This is a genomic window from Thermocrispum municipale DSM 44069 (assembly GCF_000427825.1).
In the GTDB taxonomy this organism is placed as follows: domain Bacteria; phylum Actinomycetota; class Actinomycetes; order Mycobacteriales; family Pseudonocardiaceae; genus Thermocrispum; species Thermocrispum municipale.
This window is the reverse complement of record NZ_KE386595.1, coordinates 164,657-182,156: the sequence shown is the minus strand read 5'-3', so window position 1 is coordinate 182,156 and position 17,500 is coordinate 164,657. Positions and strand designations below refer to the sequence as shown.

Below are 17,500 nucleotides of genomic sequence, written 5' to 3'. Positions count from 1 at the left end.
CCCGTGTGGGGTAGCCGTAGCGAAAGCGAGTCTGAATAGGGCGTTGGAGTCGCGTGGTCTAGACCCGAAGCGGAGTGATCTACCCATGGCCAGGGTGAAGCGCCGGTAAGACGGCGTGGAGGCCCGAACCCACTTAGGTTGAAAACTGAGGGGATGAGCTGTGGGTAGGGGTGAAAGGCCAATCAAACTCCGTGATAGCTGGTTCTCCCCGAAATGCATTTAGGTGCAGCGTCGTGTGTTTCACCCTGGGGGTAGAGCTACTGGATGGCCTAGGGGCCTTACCGGGTTACCGAAGTCAACCAAACTCCGAATACCAGGGTGTGAGAGCGCGGCAGTGAGACGGCGGGGGATAAGCTTCGTCGTCGAGAGGGAAACAGCCCAGAACACCAGCTAAGGCCCCTAAGTGTGTGCTGAGTGGGAAAGGATGTGGGATTGCCGAGACAACCAGGAGGTTGGCTTAGAAGCAGCCATCCTTGAAAGAGTGCGTAATAGCTCACTGGTCAAGTGGTCCTGCGCCGACAATGTAGCGGGGCTAAGCACACCGCCGAAGCTGTGTCACTCACACATGAGATCCGCCGAGTCTTTCGGGGCTTGGTGCAGTCGTGTGGGTGGGTAGGGGAGCGTCGATCATCCAGGGAAGTGCCGGCGTAAGCCAGGTGTGGAGGGTGGTCGAGTGAGAATGCAGGCATGAGTAGCGAAAGCAGAGTGAGAAACTCTGCCGCCGGATGACCAAGGGTTCCTGGGCCAGGCTAATCCGCCCAGGGTAAGTCGGGACCTAAGGCGAGGCCGTCAGGCGTAGTCGATGGACAACGGGTTGATATTCCCGTACCCGCGTGTGCGCGTCCCTGACGAGGCAGGTGATACTAACCACCCGAAGCCCCTTCTAACCTGCCACTTCGGTGGTGGGAGGTTGGGGTGGAGCGTGGGACCTGATCCTGTAGTAGTCAAGCGATGGGGTGACGCAGGAAGGTAGCTCCGCCAGTCAGTGGTGATACTGGTGTAAGCGTGTAGGGCGAATCGTAGGCAAATCCGCGGTTCATGTGCCTGAGGCGTGATGCGTAGCCGATTGAGGCGAAGTAGAGTGATCCTATGCTGCCGAGAAAAGCCTCTAGCGAGTGCATGCGCGGCCCGTACCCCAAACCGACACAGGTGGTCAGGTAGAGAATACCAAGGCGATCGGGTGAACTGTGGTTAAGGAACTCGGCAAAATGCCCCCGTAACTTCGGGAGAAGGGGGGCCACTGCTCTTGAAGCCCCGTGCGGGCTAGGGAGTGGGGGCCGCAGAGACCAGCGAGAAGCGACTGTTTACTAAAAACACAGGTCCATGCGAAGTCGCAAGACGATGTATATGGACTGACGCCTGCCCGGTGCTGGAACGTTAAGAGGACCGGTTAGCCTTTCGGGGCGAAGCTGAGAATTTAAGCGCCAGTAAACGGCGGTGGTAACTATAACCATCCTAAGGTAGCGAAATTCCTTGTCGGGTAAGTTCCGACCTGCACGAATGGCGTAACGACTTCTCGACTGTCTCAACCACAGGCCCGGCGAAATTGCACTACGAGTAAAGATGCTCGTTACGCGCGGCAGGACGGAAAGACCCCGGGACCTTTACTACAGCTTGGTATTGGTTTTCGGTTCGGCTTGTGTAGGATAGGTGGGAGACTGGGAAGCGGTCACGCCAGTGATCGTGGAGTCGTCGTTGAAATACCACTCTGGTCGAATTGGGAATCTAACCTCGGGCCATGATCTGGTTCAGGGACAGTGCCTGGTGGGTAGTTTAACTGGGGCGGTTGCCTCCTAAAAGGTAACGGAGGCGCCCAAAGGTTCCCTCAGCCTGGTTGGCAATCAGGTGTTGAGTGTAAGTGCACAAGGGAGCTTGACTGTGAGACAGACATGTCGAGCAGGGACGAAAGTCGGGACTAGTGATCCGGCACCTCCTGGTGGAAGGGGTGTCGCTCAACGGATAAAAGGTACCCCGGGGATAACAGGCTGATCTTGCCCAAGAGTCCATATCGACGGCATGGTTTGGCACCTCGATGTCGGCTCGTCGCATCCTGGGGCCGGAGCAGGTCCCAAGGGTTGGGCTGTTCGCCCATTAAAGCGGCACGCGAGCTGGGTTTAGAACGTCGTGAGACAGTTCGGTCCCTATCCGCCGCGCGCGTAGGAAACTTGAGGAAAGCTGTCCCTAGTACGAGAGGACCGGGACGGACGAACCTCTGGTATGCCAGTTGTCCCGCCAGGGGCACGGCTGGTTAGCCACGTTCGGAAAGGATAACCGCTGAAAGCATCTAAGCGGGAAACCAGTTCCAAGATGAGGTTTCCATACCACTTTGTGGTGAGAGGCCCCCTACAGACCATGGGGTTGATAGGCCAGAAATGGAAGCCCAGCAATGGGTGGAGTTGACTGGTACTAATCGGCCGATGACTTGCCCACAAAGACGCTACGCATCCACTCTACAACTCTGAAACACCACACCACACACCATGTGGTTGTTTCGCAGGTGTTTCGGTGGTCATAGCGGCAGGGAAACGCCCGGTCCCATTCCGAACCCGGAAGCTAAGCCTGCCAGCGCCGATGGTACTGCACCCGCCAGGGTGCGGGAGAGTAGGACACCGCCGAACAACAACGTGATACGGGCGGGAGGAACGACCTTCGAGGTTGTTCCTCCCGCCCCTTTTTTGTGCTGTTTTCTGCTTCGGTCACACGGTCTACTCGTCACACCTCGGTGGCCAGGTCGCGTTCACCTAGCTTTGCCGACGCGATCGCGGTATTGCCAGGCCAGCCTCGACCGGACGGCACTCCGGCAAGGTCCTGCGGCGCACGTGTCGGGCGCCTGGAAGTCTCGCGGAGCCACGACCAATAAGCCCAGTGATAGTTGCCAACCAGCTGGCGATATAGCGAGTTCGAGCCTTGACCCAATGGGTTGTTACTGGCCTGCTGCCGCGGCTCATGACTGCCGAATGAGGCGGCCGTTGAATCTGATTCGTGAATGCCGTGGACAATTGTGGCATCTGTTGATCAGCTCTGTCCGGCATTTTTTCCTGCTCGGTATCCGTTGCTCCCGTGGTGGTCATTTACGGCGGTCGGGCGACACGATGGCCCACACATGGCCCCCTTGTACGTGGCCCGTTGGGACCGCGGTGTGGGCCGCTCGGCGGGAAACTCGGTGGACGGCGTGCAGGGTCGGGCTGATGCTTGTCCGCATGGAGTTCTGCCTGCACGCCGATGTCGAATCGTTCTGGGACGCCGCGGGTCCGCTGTATGAAGCTGATCCGATCCGGCACACGGTTGCGCTCACGGTGATCGGCGGCATGCGTGCGGAACGGCGACTTTCACTTCGCAGCACTGACGATGCCGGTATCGCTGGGGACGGAGAGGGGTCACGATCGAGCGGCGAGCCGGCAGAAGACGCGGACGGCCAGAACGACGGTACGAATCCGCTTCTGGTCACGATCGTCGACAAGGGCCGCACCATCGGTGCTGCGTTCTGCACCCCGCCGTATCCCATCGGTGTGTCGGGCGTGCCGGTCGAATGTGTTGCCAAGCTGGCGACTTTCGTCCGTGAACGCGGTGTGCGGCTCAGCGGAGTGACCGGGCCCAGCGATGTCTCGAACGCGTTCGCTCACGAGTGGGGTCTCGGTACGACCGAGGTGATGAGGATGCGCTGCTATCGGCTGGACGAGCTCGAACCACCCGACGTTCCGGGTTCGATGCGCTTGGCGGGAGTCGAAGACATTCCTCAGCTGCAAGCCTTCGAGCGGGAGTTCTTCCGCGAAACGGACATGCCGATGCCGGGCGCAGACCACCGCCGGCGCATCCTGCAGTCGATGACGCTCGGCAACGCACACGGCCTCTGGTACGAGGGCGACAGTGTGCGGGCTATGGCACGCGCGAGCGCGCAGCTTCGCGGGATGTCACGCGTCGGCCTGGTCTACACGCCGCCGGAGCACCGCAGGCGCGGATACGGTGCCGCGATCACTGCTGCGGTGTCGCGGTGGGCGTTGGACCAAGGCGCTCGGGACGTCGTGCTGTTCACCGATCTCGCGAACCCCACGTCGAATTCGATCTATCAAAAGATCGGATACAGGCCGGTGTACGACGGAGCGGAGTATCGCTTCCCGACTACTGTGGCTTGAGTGACCACGCGGGATCGACCTGCACCCAAGCCGGGCCGCTACGGCGTGACCGACGAGCGCGCCGAAGACCTGCTTGCGGCAGCCGGGTGGTGGGTGTCCAGAAGTCAGGCCGGTCGTCACGGCGACTCCGGCTCGGCCACCGACGAGGCGAGCCGCGCTGACCAGGGCCGACCGGACGGCGACACAGGTGAAGCTGCGCCCGACTCAGACGGGCCGAACGGTTCCAGCGGGTTCACGCGCGGGACCGCAGCGATATCCGCGTGGTCGGACTCGACACAGATCCCCGGCCCGGCGCCGGGCAGCGAACCAGTCCTGCTCGCGCTCTCGCGAACGGCCGACCCCGATCAAACCCTGTACGCCGTCGACCGCCTTCGCGAGGCCATCGGCGCCGGCTGGGCCGAATTGAACCGCGCACTGCATGACCATTCCGGACTACGCGGCCGCCTGCTGGCCGTCCTGGGCGGCTCGACCGCGTTAGGTGACTTTCTGGTCAACGACCCCGAGCAGTGGCACCGGCTCCTGGAGCCGCCACCCGCGTCGGCCGACGCCTATACGGACCGGCTCCGCCAAGCCGTCCAAACGCCGGAAGGCGACCTGCCGACGGGCAAGACAGCTGTCAGGGCGCTACGCGCCGGCTACCGCGGACTCCTGCTTGAGATCGCGGCGGCGGACCTCGGCGCCCAGGTCGAGCCTGATTTGGAGCGGCCCTCCTACGCCGAGGTCACCGGGCGCCTCACCGCTCTCGCCGAAGCCGCCCTCCGCGTTGGGTTGGACATCGCATGGCAGGAAGCCCGCGCCGAACCTGACGACGCCACCAAGCTGTCGGTGATCGCCATGGGCAAGACCGGGGGGCGCGAACTCAACTACGTCAGCGATGTCGACGTCATCTTCGTAGCCGAAGGCGATCTGGACGTGGCCACTCGCGTCGCCAGCACGATGATGAGTGTGGTCGGGGCCGCCTGCTTCGAGGTCGACGCCGCCCTCCGCCCCGAAGGCAAGGCCGGTGCGTTGGTGCGCACCCTCGACGGGCACAAGGCCTACTACCAGAAGTGGGCCCGCACCTGGGAGTTCCAGGCACTGCTCAAAGCCCGACCGGTCGCCGGAGACGAAGAGCTCGGCGCCCGCTATGCGGAGGTCGTCACACCGCTGGTGTGGTCGGCCGCCGAGCGGAAGGACTTCGTCGACGACGTGCGCAGCATGCGTCGCAAGGTGGAGAAGCACCTCCCCGCGGAAATCGCCGACCGAGAGCTGAAGCTCGGACGCGGCGGCCTTCGCGATGTCGAGTTCGCCGTCCAGCTGTTGCAGCTGGTCCACGGCAGGGCGGACCCCGCACTGCGTTCGCCGTCGACCATGGAGGCACTGGCCGCGCTTGGTCGTGGCGGCTACCTGGCGCGCGCGGACGCTGCAGAGCTCGAGTCCGCGTACGAATTCTTGCGTACCGTCGAGCACCGACTCCAACTACGGCAACTTCGCCGCACTCACCTGTTCCCGGCGGAGTCGGACACCGTCGAGCTGCGCTGGCTCGCGCGATCGCTCGGCGTGCAGCCCGCACGCGGCCGGGACGCGGGCGAGGTGCTCGCCGCGGAGTACAAGCGCAAAGCCGCAGCCGTTCGCAAGCTGCACGAGAAAGTCTTCTACCGCCCGCTGCTGGAGTCCGTTGCGCGCGTGCCCACCGAGGCGCTGCGGCTGACCACCAAGCAAGCAGCCAACCGACTCTCCGCGCTGGGCTACACCGCGCCCGAGGGAGCGCTCAAGCACATCCAAGCCCTGACGTCCGGCGTGAGCAGGCGCGCAGCGATCCAGAAGACACTGCTACCGGTGCTGTTGGACCGCTTCGCCGACACCCCCGATCCGGACGGCGGCCTGCTGGCATACCGCCGCGTGTCCGAGGCCTTGGCCGACACTCCGTGGTACTTGNCAAGATGAGGTTTCCATACCACTTTGTGGTGAGAGGCCCCCTACAGACCATGGGGTTGATAGGCCAGAAATGGAAGCCCAGCAATGGGTGGAGTTGACTGGTACTAATCGGCCGATGACTTGCCCACAAAGACGCTACGCATCCACTCTACAACTCTGAAACACCACACCACACACCATGTGGTTGTTTCGCAGGTGTTTCGGTGGTCATAGCGGCAGGGAAACGCCCGGTCCCATTCCGAACCCGGAAGCTAAGCCTGCCAGCGCCGATGGTACTGCACCCGCCAGGGTGCGGGAGAGTAGGACACCGCCGAACAACAACTTCGACAAGGCGGAGGAGAGAACTCCACACAAGGAGCTTCTCTCCTCCGCTTTTTTGTGCGCTCATGGCGGGCTTGCCCTCGCGACAGGTACACGGTGCCGCCGGGCCAAAATGGCGGGCGGTCGACGCGCAGGACGGTGACGGGCGAAGCTTCGGCGGATTATCTGACGGTGTCCTGCCGGGTGTCTGATTATCTGACGGGGCCCTGCCGGGTGCCTGCAGATGGCACATCCGGCGCGTGGAGAGGGCACGTTCGGCGCCTCGAGTCGGCACGGTGCGGCCGTGTCCATGCCCGAGATGCTTGGGCTGTCGCCTGCTCGGGCATCCGACTCCTGGGCCGGCGCCGTCGCGGGCTAGCCTGGAACGGAGCTACTACAGGAGGTTAGGTGTCCGACTCGGACAGGCGTGGAAGATCCTCCGGAGCGAAGCCGACGGGCAGCTCCGGCAACGGTCGTCCGCGCGATGCCGCACGCGGCAAGGACAACGCACGGCGGGGAAGTTCGCAGGGGCGCGCACAGGGAGCGAGCCAGAGTGGCCGCGGCGAGCGTCGACGCCCCCACAACGACGACCGGCGTGGCGGGCAGAAGTTCCGGAATGCGCAGCAAGGTGGCCGCGGCAACGGTGGCCGGCCCGGCGGACAGCGGGGAGACCGCCAGGGACGTCCCACGTCGGCCCGCCGGGACGACCGCAATCGGGACCAGCAACGGCGCACCGAGAGCTCGCAGGTGAACACCGCTCCGCCGCTGGATGACGACATCGAATTCACCGACCTCGACATCGAGGTCCGCAAAGAATTGCGCAGCATACCCAAGGACATGGCCGAACTCGTCGGCAAACACTTGGTCGCTGCGGGCCGGCTGGTCGACAGCGACCCCAAGGCGGCACTGGAGCACGCGCGCTACGTGAAGACCAAGGCATCGCGCATCCCCGTCGTCCGGGAGGCAGTCGGTATCGCCGCCTACCACGCCGGCGAATGGGCCGAAGCTCTGTCCGAACTACGGGCAGTCCGGCGCATGACGCACACGAACATGCATGTCGCGGTGCTGGCCGACCTGGAGCGGGCACTCGGCAGGCCGGAGCGCGCGCTCGATCTGGCCCGGGAAACGAACATGGCCGACCTGCCGCCGGAGGTCGCGGTCGAGCTGCGGATTGTCGCTGCCGGTGCGCGCAGGGATCTGGGTCAGCTGGACGCGGCCGTCGTCGCTCTGCAAGGCCCGGACCTCGATCCGGCGAAGTGGCAGCCGTGGAGTGCGCGACTGTTCTACGCCTACGCGGACAACTTGCTGGCCGCCGGCCGCAAGGAAGAAGCCGCGCAATGGTTCATGCACGCAGCCGAAGCGGATGTCGACGACGAAACCGACGCCGCTCAGCGAGTCGCAGAGTTGAACGGATGACCTCACAACCACCACAAGCACCCCGCGCGGAAGCGGCGAACGAGCCGTTGGTGTCGCACTATGACGCGGTGCTTCTGGACCTCGACGGCACGGTCTACAAGGGCGCGCAACCGATCGACGGCGCCGTCGAAACCGTCGAACGGATCCGCAAAGAGGGCCTGCCGTTGCGATTCGTCACCAACAACGCGTCGAAGGCCCCGGAGACGGTCGCCGAACACCTGCGCGACATCGGGTTCGCCGCCGAGCCCGACGAGGTGGAGACGTCCGCGCAGTCGGGTGCCGCGCTGCTGGCCGAACTCGTGCCCGCGGATTCCGTGGTGCTCGTTCTCGGAACCGATGCCCTGGCTGACGAGGTGCGCGGCGTCGGCATGCGTGTCGTCCGCACGGTCGACCCGGAACCACCGGTGGCGGTCATCCAAGGTCATTCACCGACCACGGCCTGGGGCGACCTGGCCGAGGCCTGCCTGGCCATCCGCGCCGGAGCGACCTGGGTGAGTTGCAACCTCGACCCGACGCTGCCCACCGAACGTGGTGAGCTCCCCGGCAACGGTTCCATGGTCGCCGCCCTGCGCTCGGCCACCAGCCGCCAACCCCAGGTTGCCGGTAAACCCGCACCCGACCAATTCCGACGCGCTGCCGCCGCGGCACAGGCCACCCGGCCGTTAGTGATCGGGGATCGTCTGGACACCGACATCGCGGGCGCCTGCGCGGCGGAGTACGACTCGCTGCTCGTCCTCAGTGGTGTCACCGCGCCGCACGAAGTCCTCGCAGCCCCGGAGGACCAGCGCCCGCAGTACCTCGGTGCGACGATGGCTGCCGCGTTCGAACCGGCAGCCACCCTCGCCGTCGGCCCGCAGGAGGGCTGGCAGGTCGAGGTGAGCGACGACGCGCTCGCCGTCGAAGGCGACGGAACCCCGTTGTCCCTGCTGCGCGCGCTCTGCCTGCCCGCCTGGGAGTCCGGAATCACCGATGTCCGCCCCCGAGGCGAGGGCGCCAACCGCGCGGCACGATCGTTGCAGCTGCCCGACATCGATTACCGTTGACCCATGAACGACCAACCGAAGCCTGGCCCGCCGCGGCAGGAGACCGACCCCAAGGCCGGTGTGGCTGAGGCGGTGGCCGGTTTGGACGACCTGGACGACCTGCCGTTGAGCGAGCACGTGGAACGTTTCGACGCGGTGCACACCGAGCTCACCGTGGCACTGTCGTCCATCGACAAGGTCTGACCCAGCGGTGTCAGCGAGGGCACGCAAGGCCCGGCTGGACGCCGAGCTGGTGCGCCGCGGGCTGGCCCGGTCCCGTGAGCACGCGGTGAGCTTGATCAACGAGGGACGGGTCAGCGTGCGCGGGATGGCCGCGCGTAAACCGGCGATGGGCGTGGACCGGGACACCTCGATCGTGGTGCGCAACGACGACGACCCGGGCTGGGCGTCCCGGGGTGCTCACAAGCTGCTCGGCGCGCTCGACGAATTCGCCATCGACGTCACCGGTATGCGCTGTCTGGACGCGGGTGCCTCCACGGGTGGCTTCACCGATGTGCTCCTGCGGCGCGGGGCCAAGAGCGTGGTGGCGGTCGATGTCGGCCGGGGGCTGCTGGACTGGCGGTTGCGCACCGACGAACGCGTCGTCGTGATGGACAAGACCAACGCCCGAACGCTCACCGCTGAAGCCATCGGGGGCGAGGTCGACCTGGTCGCGGCCGATCTGTCGTTCATCTCGCTGCGGCTGGTGCTGCCCGCGCTGGCCGCGTGCACCCGGGAAGGCGGCGAGCTGCTGCCGATGGTGAAACCACAATTCGAAGTAGGCAAGGAACGTGTCGGCAGCGGCGGTGTGGTGCGTGATCAACAGTTGCGCGCCGAAGCTGTGATCGGTGTGCTGGACACGGCCGCCGAGCTGGGGCTGCGAACGCAGGGCGTGGTGGCCAGCCCGCTGCCCGGACCATCGGGCAACGTCGAGTACTTCGCGTGGTTACGGCACACGGGTGGGGAGAGCACAGTGGACGACAACGACTCCGCCAGGGTGGCCGAGCTGGTGCGCTCGGCGGTGGCGAAGGGGCCGGCATGAGTCGCGCGGTTCTGCTCGTGGTGCACTCCGACCGTAAGCAGACACTGGACGCGGCGCGGGAGGTCGGGGAGCAGTTCTCCGCAGCCGGGTTCGCCGTCCGGCTGCTCGGTGCCGGGCCGGATGACGCGATCGCCGCTGCAGGTGCGGGTTTTCCGCACACCGTGGTCGCGTCCGAGGAGAACCCGGCCGCAGGCGTCGAGCTGGTCTTCGTCCTCGGCGGCGACGGCACGCTGCTGCGCGCGGCGGAGGTCGCACGTCCGGCACGGGTCCCGGTGCTCGGTGTCAACCTGGGCCGGATGGGTTTTCTGACCGAGGCCGATTCCGACGCGCTGGGGGAGACGGTTCGCCGGGCCGTCGAAGGCTCGTACCGAGTGGAAGAACGCATGACCCTGGACGTCACGGTGCGGGATTCCCACGGTGTCGAGCTGGCCCGGACCTGGGCGTTGAACGAAGCGAGCGTCGAGAAGGGCTCGCGGGAGCGCGTGCTCGACGTGTTGATCACCATCGACCGCCACCCGGTCTCGGCCTTCGGTTGCGACGGTGTGCTGGTCGCGACGCCGACGGGCTCCACCGCGTACGCGTTCTCGGCGGGCGGACCGATCATCTGGCCGGACGTGGAAGCGATGTGCGTGGTGCCGAGCAACGCGCACGCCATGTTCTCCCGCCCGATGGTGGTCTCGCCCGCGTCGGCGATCACCGTCGAACTGGACCCGAACGGCACCAACGGGGTGCTCAACTGCGACGGGCAGCGCTATGTGGAAGTGCCCGTCGGTGCGCGGGTGGAGATCGGCAGCGGTGCGATCCCGGTGAAGCTCGTCCGGCTGTGGGAGGGCCCGTTCACCGACCGGCTGGTGCACAAGTTCGCCTTGCCGGTCAAGAGCTGGCGCGAACGGCACACCACGTGACTCCGGCCGGGCGTGGGGCACCCAGAAGTGTCGGCTGAGCCGTTACGGTAGAGCCGTGCTGTCCGAGATGCGGATCCAGGGCGTCGGCGTCATCGACGACGCCCTGCTCGAGCTGCACCCGGGGTTCACCGTGGTGACCGGTGAGACCGGCGCGGGCAAGACGATGGTGGTCACCGGCCTGCACCTGCTCTCCGGTGGCCGGTCGGACGCCTCCCGGGTGCGGGCGGGCGCGAACAAGGCCGTCGTGGAAGGCCGGTTCGAGCTGGCCGACGCGCAGGACGCGGTCGCCGTCGCGGAGGAAGCCGGTGCGGAGACCGACGACGACGGCAGCCTGATCGCGGTCCGGTCGGTCGGCAAGGACGGGCGCTCGCGCGCACACCTCGGTGGCCGGTCGGTGCCGGTCGGTGCGCTCGCGCAGCTGTCCGAGCACCTCATCGCGGTGCACGGCCAGAACGATCAACTGCGTCTGCTGCGGCCGGGGGAGCAGCTGGCCGTGCTGGACCGGTTCGCCGGCGAGTCGGTGGCCGAGCCGCTGGCCGCCTACCAACGTGTGCGCGCCGAGTGGCAAGCCGTGGTCGCCGAGCTGGCGGAGCGCACGACGCGCTCTCGTGAGCTCGCGCAGCAGGCGGACATGTTGCGGCACGCGTTGGCGGAGATCAACGCCGTCGAGCCGCAGCCGGGCGAGGATCAACAGATCGCCGCCGAGGTCAAGCGGCTGGCGGAGGCCGACGAACTGCGGTCGGCCGCTCAGCGAGCCCAACAGGCGGTCGCCGGTGCCGCGGATGGTGATCCGGACCAGCCGGGCGCGCTCGGGCTGATCGGGGAGGCCAAGCGCAGGCTCGAAGCCACCGACGATCCCGCGCTGGCCGAGCTGACACCGCGGTTGGAGCAGGCGCTGGTGCTGCTCACCGATGTGAGCGGCGAGCTCGGCGCGTACGTGGAAGGCCTGGACGCGGACCCGCAGCGGCTGGAGGGCCTGCTGGCCAGGCAGGCGGAGCTGAAGAAGCTCATCCGCAAGTACGCCGCCGATGTCGACGGGGTACTCGCGTGGGCGGCGGAAGCCGAGGAGAAGTTGGCCTCGCTGGACACCTCGGACGAGGCGCTGGCGGAACTGGCCACCCGGCGCGACCAGCTGGCGCACGAGCTGGCCGGCCATGCCAGTCGGCTGTCCAAGGCACGCCGCGCGGCGGCCGACGAGATGAGTTCGGCGATCACCGCGGAATTGGCGGGCTTGGCGATGGGCCAAGCTCAGGTGCAGATCACCGTGAGCCGGCGGGCAGCTGCCGCGGAGGACCCGGCGGCGCTCGAGGTCGACGGCATGCTGTGCCACGCGGCCGAGCACGGCACGGACGACGTCGAGCTGCTGCTCAAGCCACACGACGGCGCGCCTGCGCTGCCGGTCAACAAGGGCGCCTCGGGCGGCGAGCTGTCCCGCGTGATGCTGGCGATCGAGGTGGTCGCGGCGAAGGCGGACCCGGTCCCGACGATGGTGTTCGACGAGGTCGACGCCGGGGTCGGCGGCCGTGCCGCGGTGGAGATCGGACGACGGCTGGCGCGCCTGGCCCGCACCCATCAGGTGCTGGTGGTGACCCACTTGCCGCAGGTCGCCGCGTACGCGGATCGTCACCTGGCGGTGCGCAAAGGCACTTCCGGTGGGGTCACGTCGAGTGACGTCCAGACCCTGTCGGAGGAGGAACGCGTCGCCGAGCTGGCGCGCATGCTCGCGGGTATGGACGGCACGGAAACCGGCCTGGCGCACGCCGAAGAGCTGCTGAAAGTCGCCGCGGAGGACAAAGCCAAACTCACCTGAACGGGTGATGGCGGGCGGGGTGCTCCCCGGCGTGGCGGACCGGTAACAGCCGCAACATGAGTCACTATCGACTCATGAAGCTCAATGGCCTCCTCTCCCGCTCGACCGAGGCGCTGCCTGGTGTCTCCGGTGTGGCGCGGGTGGACCGCAACACTCAGCGGCTGCTGCGGCGCATCGGACCTGGTGAGATCGCGATCCTGGATGCGCTCGACCTGGACCGGGTGACGGCCGAGGCGCTGGTGCGGGCCGAGGTGGCGGGCGTGGTCAACGCATCGCCGTCGATTTCCGGCCGGTTCCCGAACCTGGGCCCGGAGATCCTGGTCGGCGCGGGGATCCCGCTCATCGACGGCGTCGGAGTCGAGCTGCTGCGCAAGGTCAAGGACGGCAGCAAGGTGCGGCTGCTGGACGGCGTCGTCTACGCGGGTGAGAAGGAGCTGGGCCGCGGCACCGCACAGACACCGGACTCGGTGGCCGATCAGATGATCGAGGCCAAGGCCGGCATGATCGCTCAGCTCGAGGCGTTCTCGGCCAACACGATGGAGTTCCTGCGCGCCGAGCGCACGCTGATCCTCGACGGCGTCGGTGTGCCGGAGGTGCGCGTTCCGATCAAGGGCAGGCATGCGCTGGTCGTCGCGCCAGGTCCCGGCCACGCGCAAGACCTGAAGCGGCTGTCGAAGTACATCGCCGAACACAACCCGGTGCTGATCGGCGTCGACGCGGGGGCCGACACCCTCCGGTCGCAGGGCTTCCGGCCGGACATCGTGGTCGGTGACCCCAACGGCATCGATGCGGAGACGCTCAAGCGCGGCCGCGAGGTCGTCGTACCCGCGCAGCCGGACGGGCACGCGCCGGGAGTGCGACGCATCCAGGATCTAGGGATCGAAGCGGTCACGTTCCCGGCATCCGGCAACACCGAGGACCTGGCGCTGCTGCTGGCCGACACGCACGGCGCAAGCCTGGTCGTCACGGTCGGCTTCCAGGCGACGCTGACCGAGTTCCTCGACCACGGCAGGGCCGGCTCCAACCCGTCGACGTTCATCACCCGCCTCAAACTGGGCTCGAAGATCGTCGACGGCCGGGCGGTGGCCGAGCTCCACCGCAACCGCGTGTCGATGGGCGCGATTCTGCTGCTGGTCGGCACGGCGCTGCTGGTCGTGGTCGCGGCGTTTCTGGTTTCCGACGTCGGCGACGTCTACCTCGACTGGTTCCAGCGCCAGTGGTCGTCGTTCATCACATGGGTCAAGGGGTTGTTCGCGTGATCTCACTGCGCTACCACATCGTCTCCATCGCCGCGGTCTTTCTGGCCCTGGCCGTCGGTGTCGTGCTGGGCAGTACCGCGCTGAGTGGCGGCCTGCTGTCCGCGCTGACCGAGGATCGCGACGAGCTGGCCGAGCGCGCCACCGCCATGGAGAACGAACGCAACGCGCTCAAGGCGCGGCTGGCCGATCAGGACGCCTTCTCCGCCTCGGTGGGGCCGAAGATCGTCGCGGGCACGCTGGCCAAGCGGACCGTGCTGCTGGTGACCAACCACGACGCGCGCCCGGCGGACCGGGACGCGCTGCGCAAGCTGATCACCGACGCGGGCGCCAAGGTCACCGGCGAGGTGCGGCTGACCGAGGCGTTCGCCGATCCGGGCCAGGCCGACCAACTGGCGGAGATCGCCACCCGGCTGCAGCCGGCAGGCGCGAAGTTCCCGACCGCGGGCGGCCCCGGCACCCTCGCGGGCGCGCTGCTGGGCCACACGTTGCTGCTCGACGGCAAGACGGCCAAGCCGCAGTCGTCCCCGGACGAGCGGGACGCGGCACTGGCCGGCCTCGCGGACGGCGGCTTCATCAAGGAGCCGGGCAAGGTCCAGGCCGCGCAGTTGGCGATCGTGCTCGTCGGCGGCGAGGCGACCGGCGACGGGGTGGGGGACAAGTCCGCCACCATCGGACGGTTCGCCACGGAGCTGGACAAGGCTGGGGCCGGGGTGGTGCTGGCAGGCACCCCGACGGCCGCGAAATCCACCGGGTCGATCGGCTTCGTCCGTTCCGACACCGCATCCACCGAGGTGTTGTCCACGGTGGACAACGTCAACTCCGCCGCGGGCCGCGTGGTGACCATGCTGGCGCTGCGGGAGCAATTGGAAGGCCAGGCGGGGCAGTACGGCATCGCCGGCAATGCGCAAGGGCCCGCGCCTGGGGTGAAGAGCAAGGGCGACTAGCGGCCGGCGGTGTGCTGGGCAAGCGTGCTCAGCGCGCCACGGGCGGACGCCTGCGCCTGGTGTGAAGTGCAAACGCGATCAGGTGCGCGCGGACCTGTGAAACAGCCGCGCCGGATCGTGTCGGAGGCTGCGTTCGACGGCGACGCGGTGCCGGGCTGAGGTGGCGGTGCGATCGTGAGATCCGCGTGGCGGCCCGGTCGACTCCGGCCGGTGCGCCGGAGTCCGCTGGATTCAGACGGACCTCAGCCGGCCAACCGGCGGATCCGGCCTTCGTAGCGCTTCTCGATCTCCCGATTGCGCTCGAACCCGCCCGGCACGTTCGACGACACGTACACCGGCGGCTCCACGCCGGCGTCCACCAGCTTGCGGATCGCCTCGGCCACCATCATCTGCACCAGCAGGCCGGCGCTGAGCGACGAGAATCCGCACGCCGTGCCACCACCGGGCAGCGGCAGCACCGCGTCGCCGTACGGGGCGCCGTTGTCCAGTACCACGTCGGCGAAGTCCGCGAGGCGTCTGCCTTCCGGGTCGCTCGGCGTGACCCGCGAGGTGTGCTCCATCGACGTGATCGCGATCAACGGGTGACCCTTGTCCTTCACCAACCGCGCCATTTCGGAGATCACCGCGTTCACGCCCGAGTTGGACGCGATGACGAACACGTCACCGGTACGCGCGCCGGCGAGCTCGTACAACCGCTCCGCAAGGCCGGGCTGCCGTTCCAGCAGCTGGTCGGCCAGCACATCGGGCTGGTCGCCGCCCACTACGACCAGATCGGTGAGCCGGATGCGGTTGGTGGGGATGAGCCCGCCGGCGCGCCCGGCGATCTCCAGCGCGACGGCTTGCGAATGCCCGGTGCCGAACGCCTGCACGATCCCGTCGGACCGCACCGCGTCGGCGATCAGCTCGGCGGCCGCGTCGACCGGCTCGGCCGATTTCTCGGCGACGTCGGCCATCGCCGACAGGGCGTACTTGGCGAATCCCGCGGCGGACAGTTCCGGTGTCATGAGCGCTCCCGGTAGGCATGGGCGCGGGTGATCCCCGCGGTGCGGTTGAGGGCATTACTGGCTCGGTCGCCGGACAGCTGCGCCACCCGGATGTACAGGCAGTCGACGACCACGAGTTGCGAGTGGCGAGCGGCCAACCCGCCGTGGCGGAAGCTGGTCTCCAGCGCCGCGGTGGTCAGCACGTGGTCGGCCAGCTTGGCCAGCGGCGACTGCGCGCGGTTGGTGATCGCGATCGTGGTGGCGCCCTGTTCGCGGGCGATGGCCATCGGCTCGACCGTCTCGCGGGTACTTCCGGTGTGCGAGATGCCGACCGCCACGTCGTCGGACCCGAGCAGGTGGGCCGACGTCTCGGCCAGGTGGTTCTCCGTCCACACCCACACCGGGCAGCCGATCCGGTGCAGGCGCAGCTGCAGCTCGGTCGCGCTGGTGCCGCTACCGCCGGTCCCGATCACGTCCACCCGGCGAGCCCGCGTGATGGCCTTCGCCGCCTCGTCGACCTCGTCCAGGTCCAGTTGGGCGGCGGTCTGCTGGATGGCCTGCAGGTCCGCGCTGATCACGACCGCGGCGACCCGCTCCATGTCGTCGTTCGGCTCGATGCCCGCGCCGACGTTCAACGCCGGGTTGACCGTGTTGCGGCCGAGCTCCTCGGCGATGGCCAGCTTGAGTTCGCGGTACGACTCCAGCCCGATGGCCCGGCAGAACCGGGTGATGGTCGCAGGCGACGTGCCCGCGCCGGTGGCCAGCTCGCCGATCGAGGCATGCATGGTGCCGGGCAGGTCGGCCAGGATGTACTGCGCGACGTCCCGCAGGGCGCCACCGAGGTTCGGCTCGGCCGCTCGAATGCGCGCGGACAGGTCCGCGGGCACCGCCTGCTCGATCGACACTGAAATTCCCTATCGAACGACGAAAGATTCGCTGAAATGATTTACTACGAGCCGGTGGTCGGTCAAGCGGGGGCATCCGGAACGGGCCGATGGAGGTGGCGATGGCTCTCGTGATCGGCGTGGACGCGGGCGGCACCGCGACGCGGGCGGTCGTCGTCGAGACCGCCGACGAGGTCGTTCTGGGATCGGCCGACGGGCCTGCGGGTAATGCGCTGTCCGTGCCGCCCGATCAGCTCGCCGCCCGGCTGACCGCGTGCCTCGCCGAGTGCCTGCGGCAAGCGGGGATCGAGCCGGCCGACATCGAAGCCGTGGTCGCCGGTCTTGCTGGTTTTCGCGCCGCGCCGAAGGCGGCGGAGACGGTGCGAGCCGCTGCCGCCGCGGCCGGCCTCACGTGCCCGGTACGCGTCTACTCCGACGTGGAAGTGGCTTTCGCCGGCGGCAGCACCGAACCGGACGGGGTGGTTCTGATCGCGGGCACCGGGGCGTCGGCGGCCCGCATCCGTGCGTTCGCCACAGTCGCCACCGCCGACGGAGCCGGGTGGTTGCTGGGCGACGACGGCAGCGGCTTCTGGATCGCGCGCAGGGCACTGCACGCCGTGCTCGCCTCCTTCGACGGTCGAGGGCCGCGAACCGAGCTCGCGCCGGCGTTGTGTGCCGAGCTCGAGACCGAACAGGACACGTCGCAGGTCGTCACAGCTGCCATGACGCAGCCGCCACCCCGGCTGGCGCGACTGGCGCCCTTGGTGCTCCAGGTTGCCGATGCCGGCGACGAGGTCGCCGCGGGAATCGTGGAATCCGCGGTCCAGCATCTTGCGCGCACGGCGCGGGCCCTCGAACCGGACCCGGATCAGCCGTTGGTGCTGG

12 protein-coding genes, 3 rRNA genes and 1 pseudogene (1 of these 16 only partly in view) are annotated in these 17,500 nt (G+C 67.6%); 14 read left to right on the top strand and 2 right to left on the bottom strand.

The genetic code is table 11. The features are described 5' to 3' along the window. The 13 genes and pseudogenes from YWM_RS0121450 to YWM_RS0121390 form a co-directional block, all read left to right on the top strand. A 23S ribosomal RNA gene (locus tag YWM_RS0121450) occupies positions 1-2,430 on the top strand; it begins 699 nt to the left of the window's first position. Between the two features lie 71 nt (positions 2,431-2,501). Next, positions 2,502-2,618 (top strand): 5S ribosomal RNA (rrf, locus tag YWM_RS0121445). Positions 2,619-2,957: 339 nt separating this feature from the next. Beyond that, entirely contained in the window at positions 2,958-4,133 is a 1,176-nt protein-coding gene (locus tag YWM_RS26700; RefSeq protein ID WP_211232546.1) for a GNAT family N-acetyltransferase, read from the top strand. Further along, positions 4,134-6,050, top strand: a pseudogene (locus YWM_RS24975) (bifunctional [glutamine synthetase] adenylyltransferase/[glutamine synthetase]-adenylyl-L-tyrosine phosphorylase); the annotation flags it as partial. It lies immediately after the preceding gene. A gap of 199 nt (positions 6,051-6,249) precedes the next feature. Then, positions 6,250-6,366, top strand: a 5S ribosomal RNA gene (rrf, locus tag YWM_RS0121430). Between the two features lie 731 nt (positions 6,367-7,097). Next, complete coding sequence (locus YWM_RS0121425; RefSeq protein ID WP_028852406.1) at positions 7,098-7,766, top strand: tetratricopeptide repeat protein; 669 nt, start codon at positions 7,098-7,100, stop codon at positions 7,764-7,766. Beyond that, positions 7,763-8,809: an HAD-IIA family hydrolase gene (locus YWM_RS0121420; protein WP_052345379.1), complete on the top strand. Its 1,047-nt coding sequence runs from the start codon at positions 7,763-7,765 to the stop codon at positions 8,807-8,809. Before YWM_RS0121425 ends, YWM_RS0121420 begins: the two co-directional genes overlap by 4 nt. Before the next feature lie 3 nt (positions 8,810-8,812). Then, positions 8,813-8,992 (top strand): hypothetical protein, encoded by a 180-nt coding sequence (locus tag YWM_RS0121415; protein WP_028852404.1) that lies wholly within the window; start codon positions 8,813-8,815, stop codon positions 8,990-8,992. Between the two features lie 7 nt (positions 8,993-8,999). Continuing rightward, positions 9,000-9,830: a TlyA family RNA methyltransferase gene (locus YWM_RS0121410; protein WP_028852403.1), complete on the top strand. Its 831-nt coding sequence runs from the start codon at positions 9,000-9,002 to the stop codon at positions 9,828-9,830. Then, on the top strand, positions 9,827-10,735 hold the full coding sequence (locus YWM_RS0121405) for an NAD kinase (protein ID WP_028852402.1): 909 nt from the start codon (positions 9,827-9,829) through the stop codon (positions 10,733-10,735). Before YWM_RS0121410 ends, YWM_RS0121405 begins: the two co-directional genes overlap by 4 nt. A 55-nt stretch (positions 10,736-10,790) precedes the next feature. Then, positions 10,791-12,545 (top strand): DNA repair protein RecN, encoded by a 1,755-nt coding sequence (gene recN, locus YWM_RS0121400; RefSeq protein WP_028852401.1) that lies wholly within the window; start codon positions 10,791-10,793, stop codon positions 12,543-12,545. 74 nt (positions 12,546-12,619) lie between these two features. After that, entirely contained in the window at positions 12,620-13,804 is a 1,185-nt protein-coding gene (gene steA / locus YWM_RS0121395; protein ID WP_028852400.1) for a putative cytokinetic ring protein SteA, read from the top strand. Continuing rightward, positions 13,801-14,748 (top strand): copper transporter, encoded by a 948-nt coding sequence (locus tag YWM_RS0121390; protein WP_028852399.1) that lies wholly within the window; start codon positions 13,801-13,803, stop codon positions 14,746-14,748. The genes steA and YWM_RS0121390 overlap by 4 nt, the downstream gene beginning before the upstream one ends. A 242-nt stretch (positions 14,749-14,990) precedes the next feature. Here YWM_RS0121390 and YWM_RS0121385 read toward each other — a convergent pair whose 3' ends face one another. After that, positions 14,991-15,752 (bottom strand): sugar isomerase domain-containing protein, encoded by a 762-nt coding sequence (locus tag YWM_RS0121385; RefSeq protein ID WP_028852398.1) that lies wholly within the window; start codon positions 15,750-15,752, stop codon positions 14,991-14,993. Then, entirely contained in the window at positions 15,749-16,636 is an 888-nt protein-coding gene (locus YWM_RS0121380; RefSeq protein WP_211232545.1) for a MurR/RpiR family transcriptional regulator, read from the bottom strand. The genes YWM_RS0121385 and YWM_RS0121380 overlap by 4 nt, the downstream gene beginning before the upstream one ends. Before the next feature lie 101 nt (positions 16,637-16,737). On the opposite strand from YWM_RS0121380, the gene YWM_RS26530 reads away from it, so the two are divergent. Continuing rightward, on the top strand, positions 16,738-17,500 hold a 763-nt coding region (locus tag YWM_RS26530), incomplete at its 3' end, for an N-acetylglucosamine kinase (protein WP_043662169.1).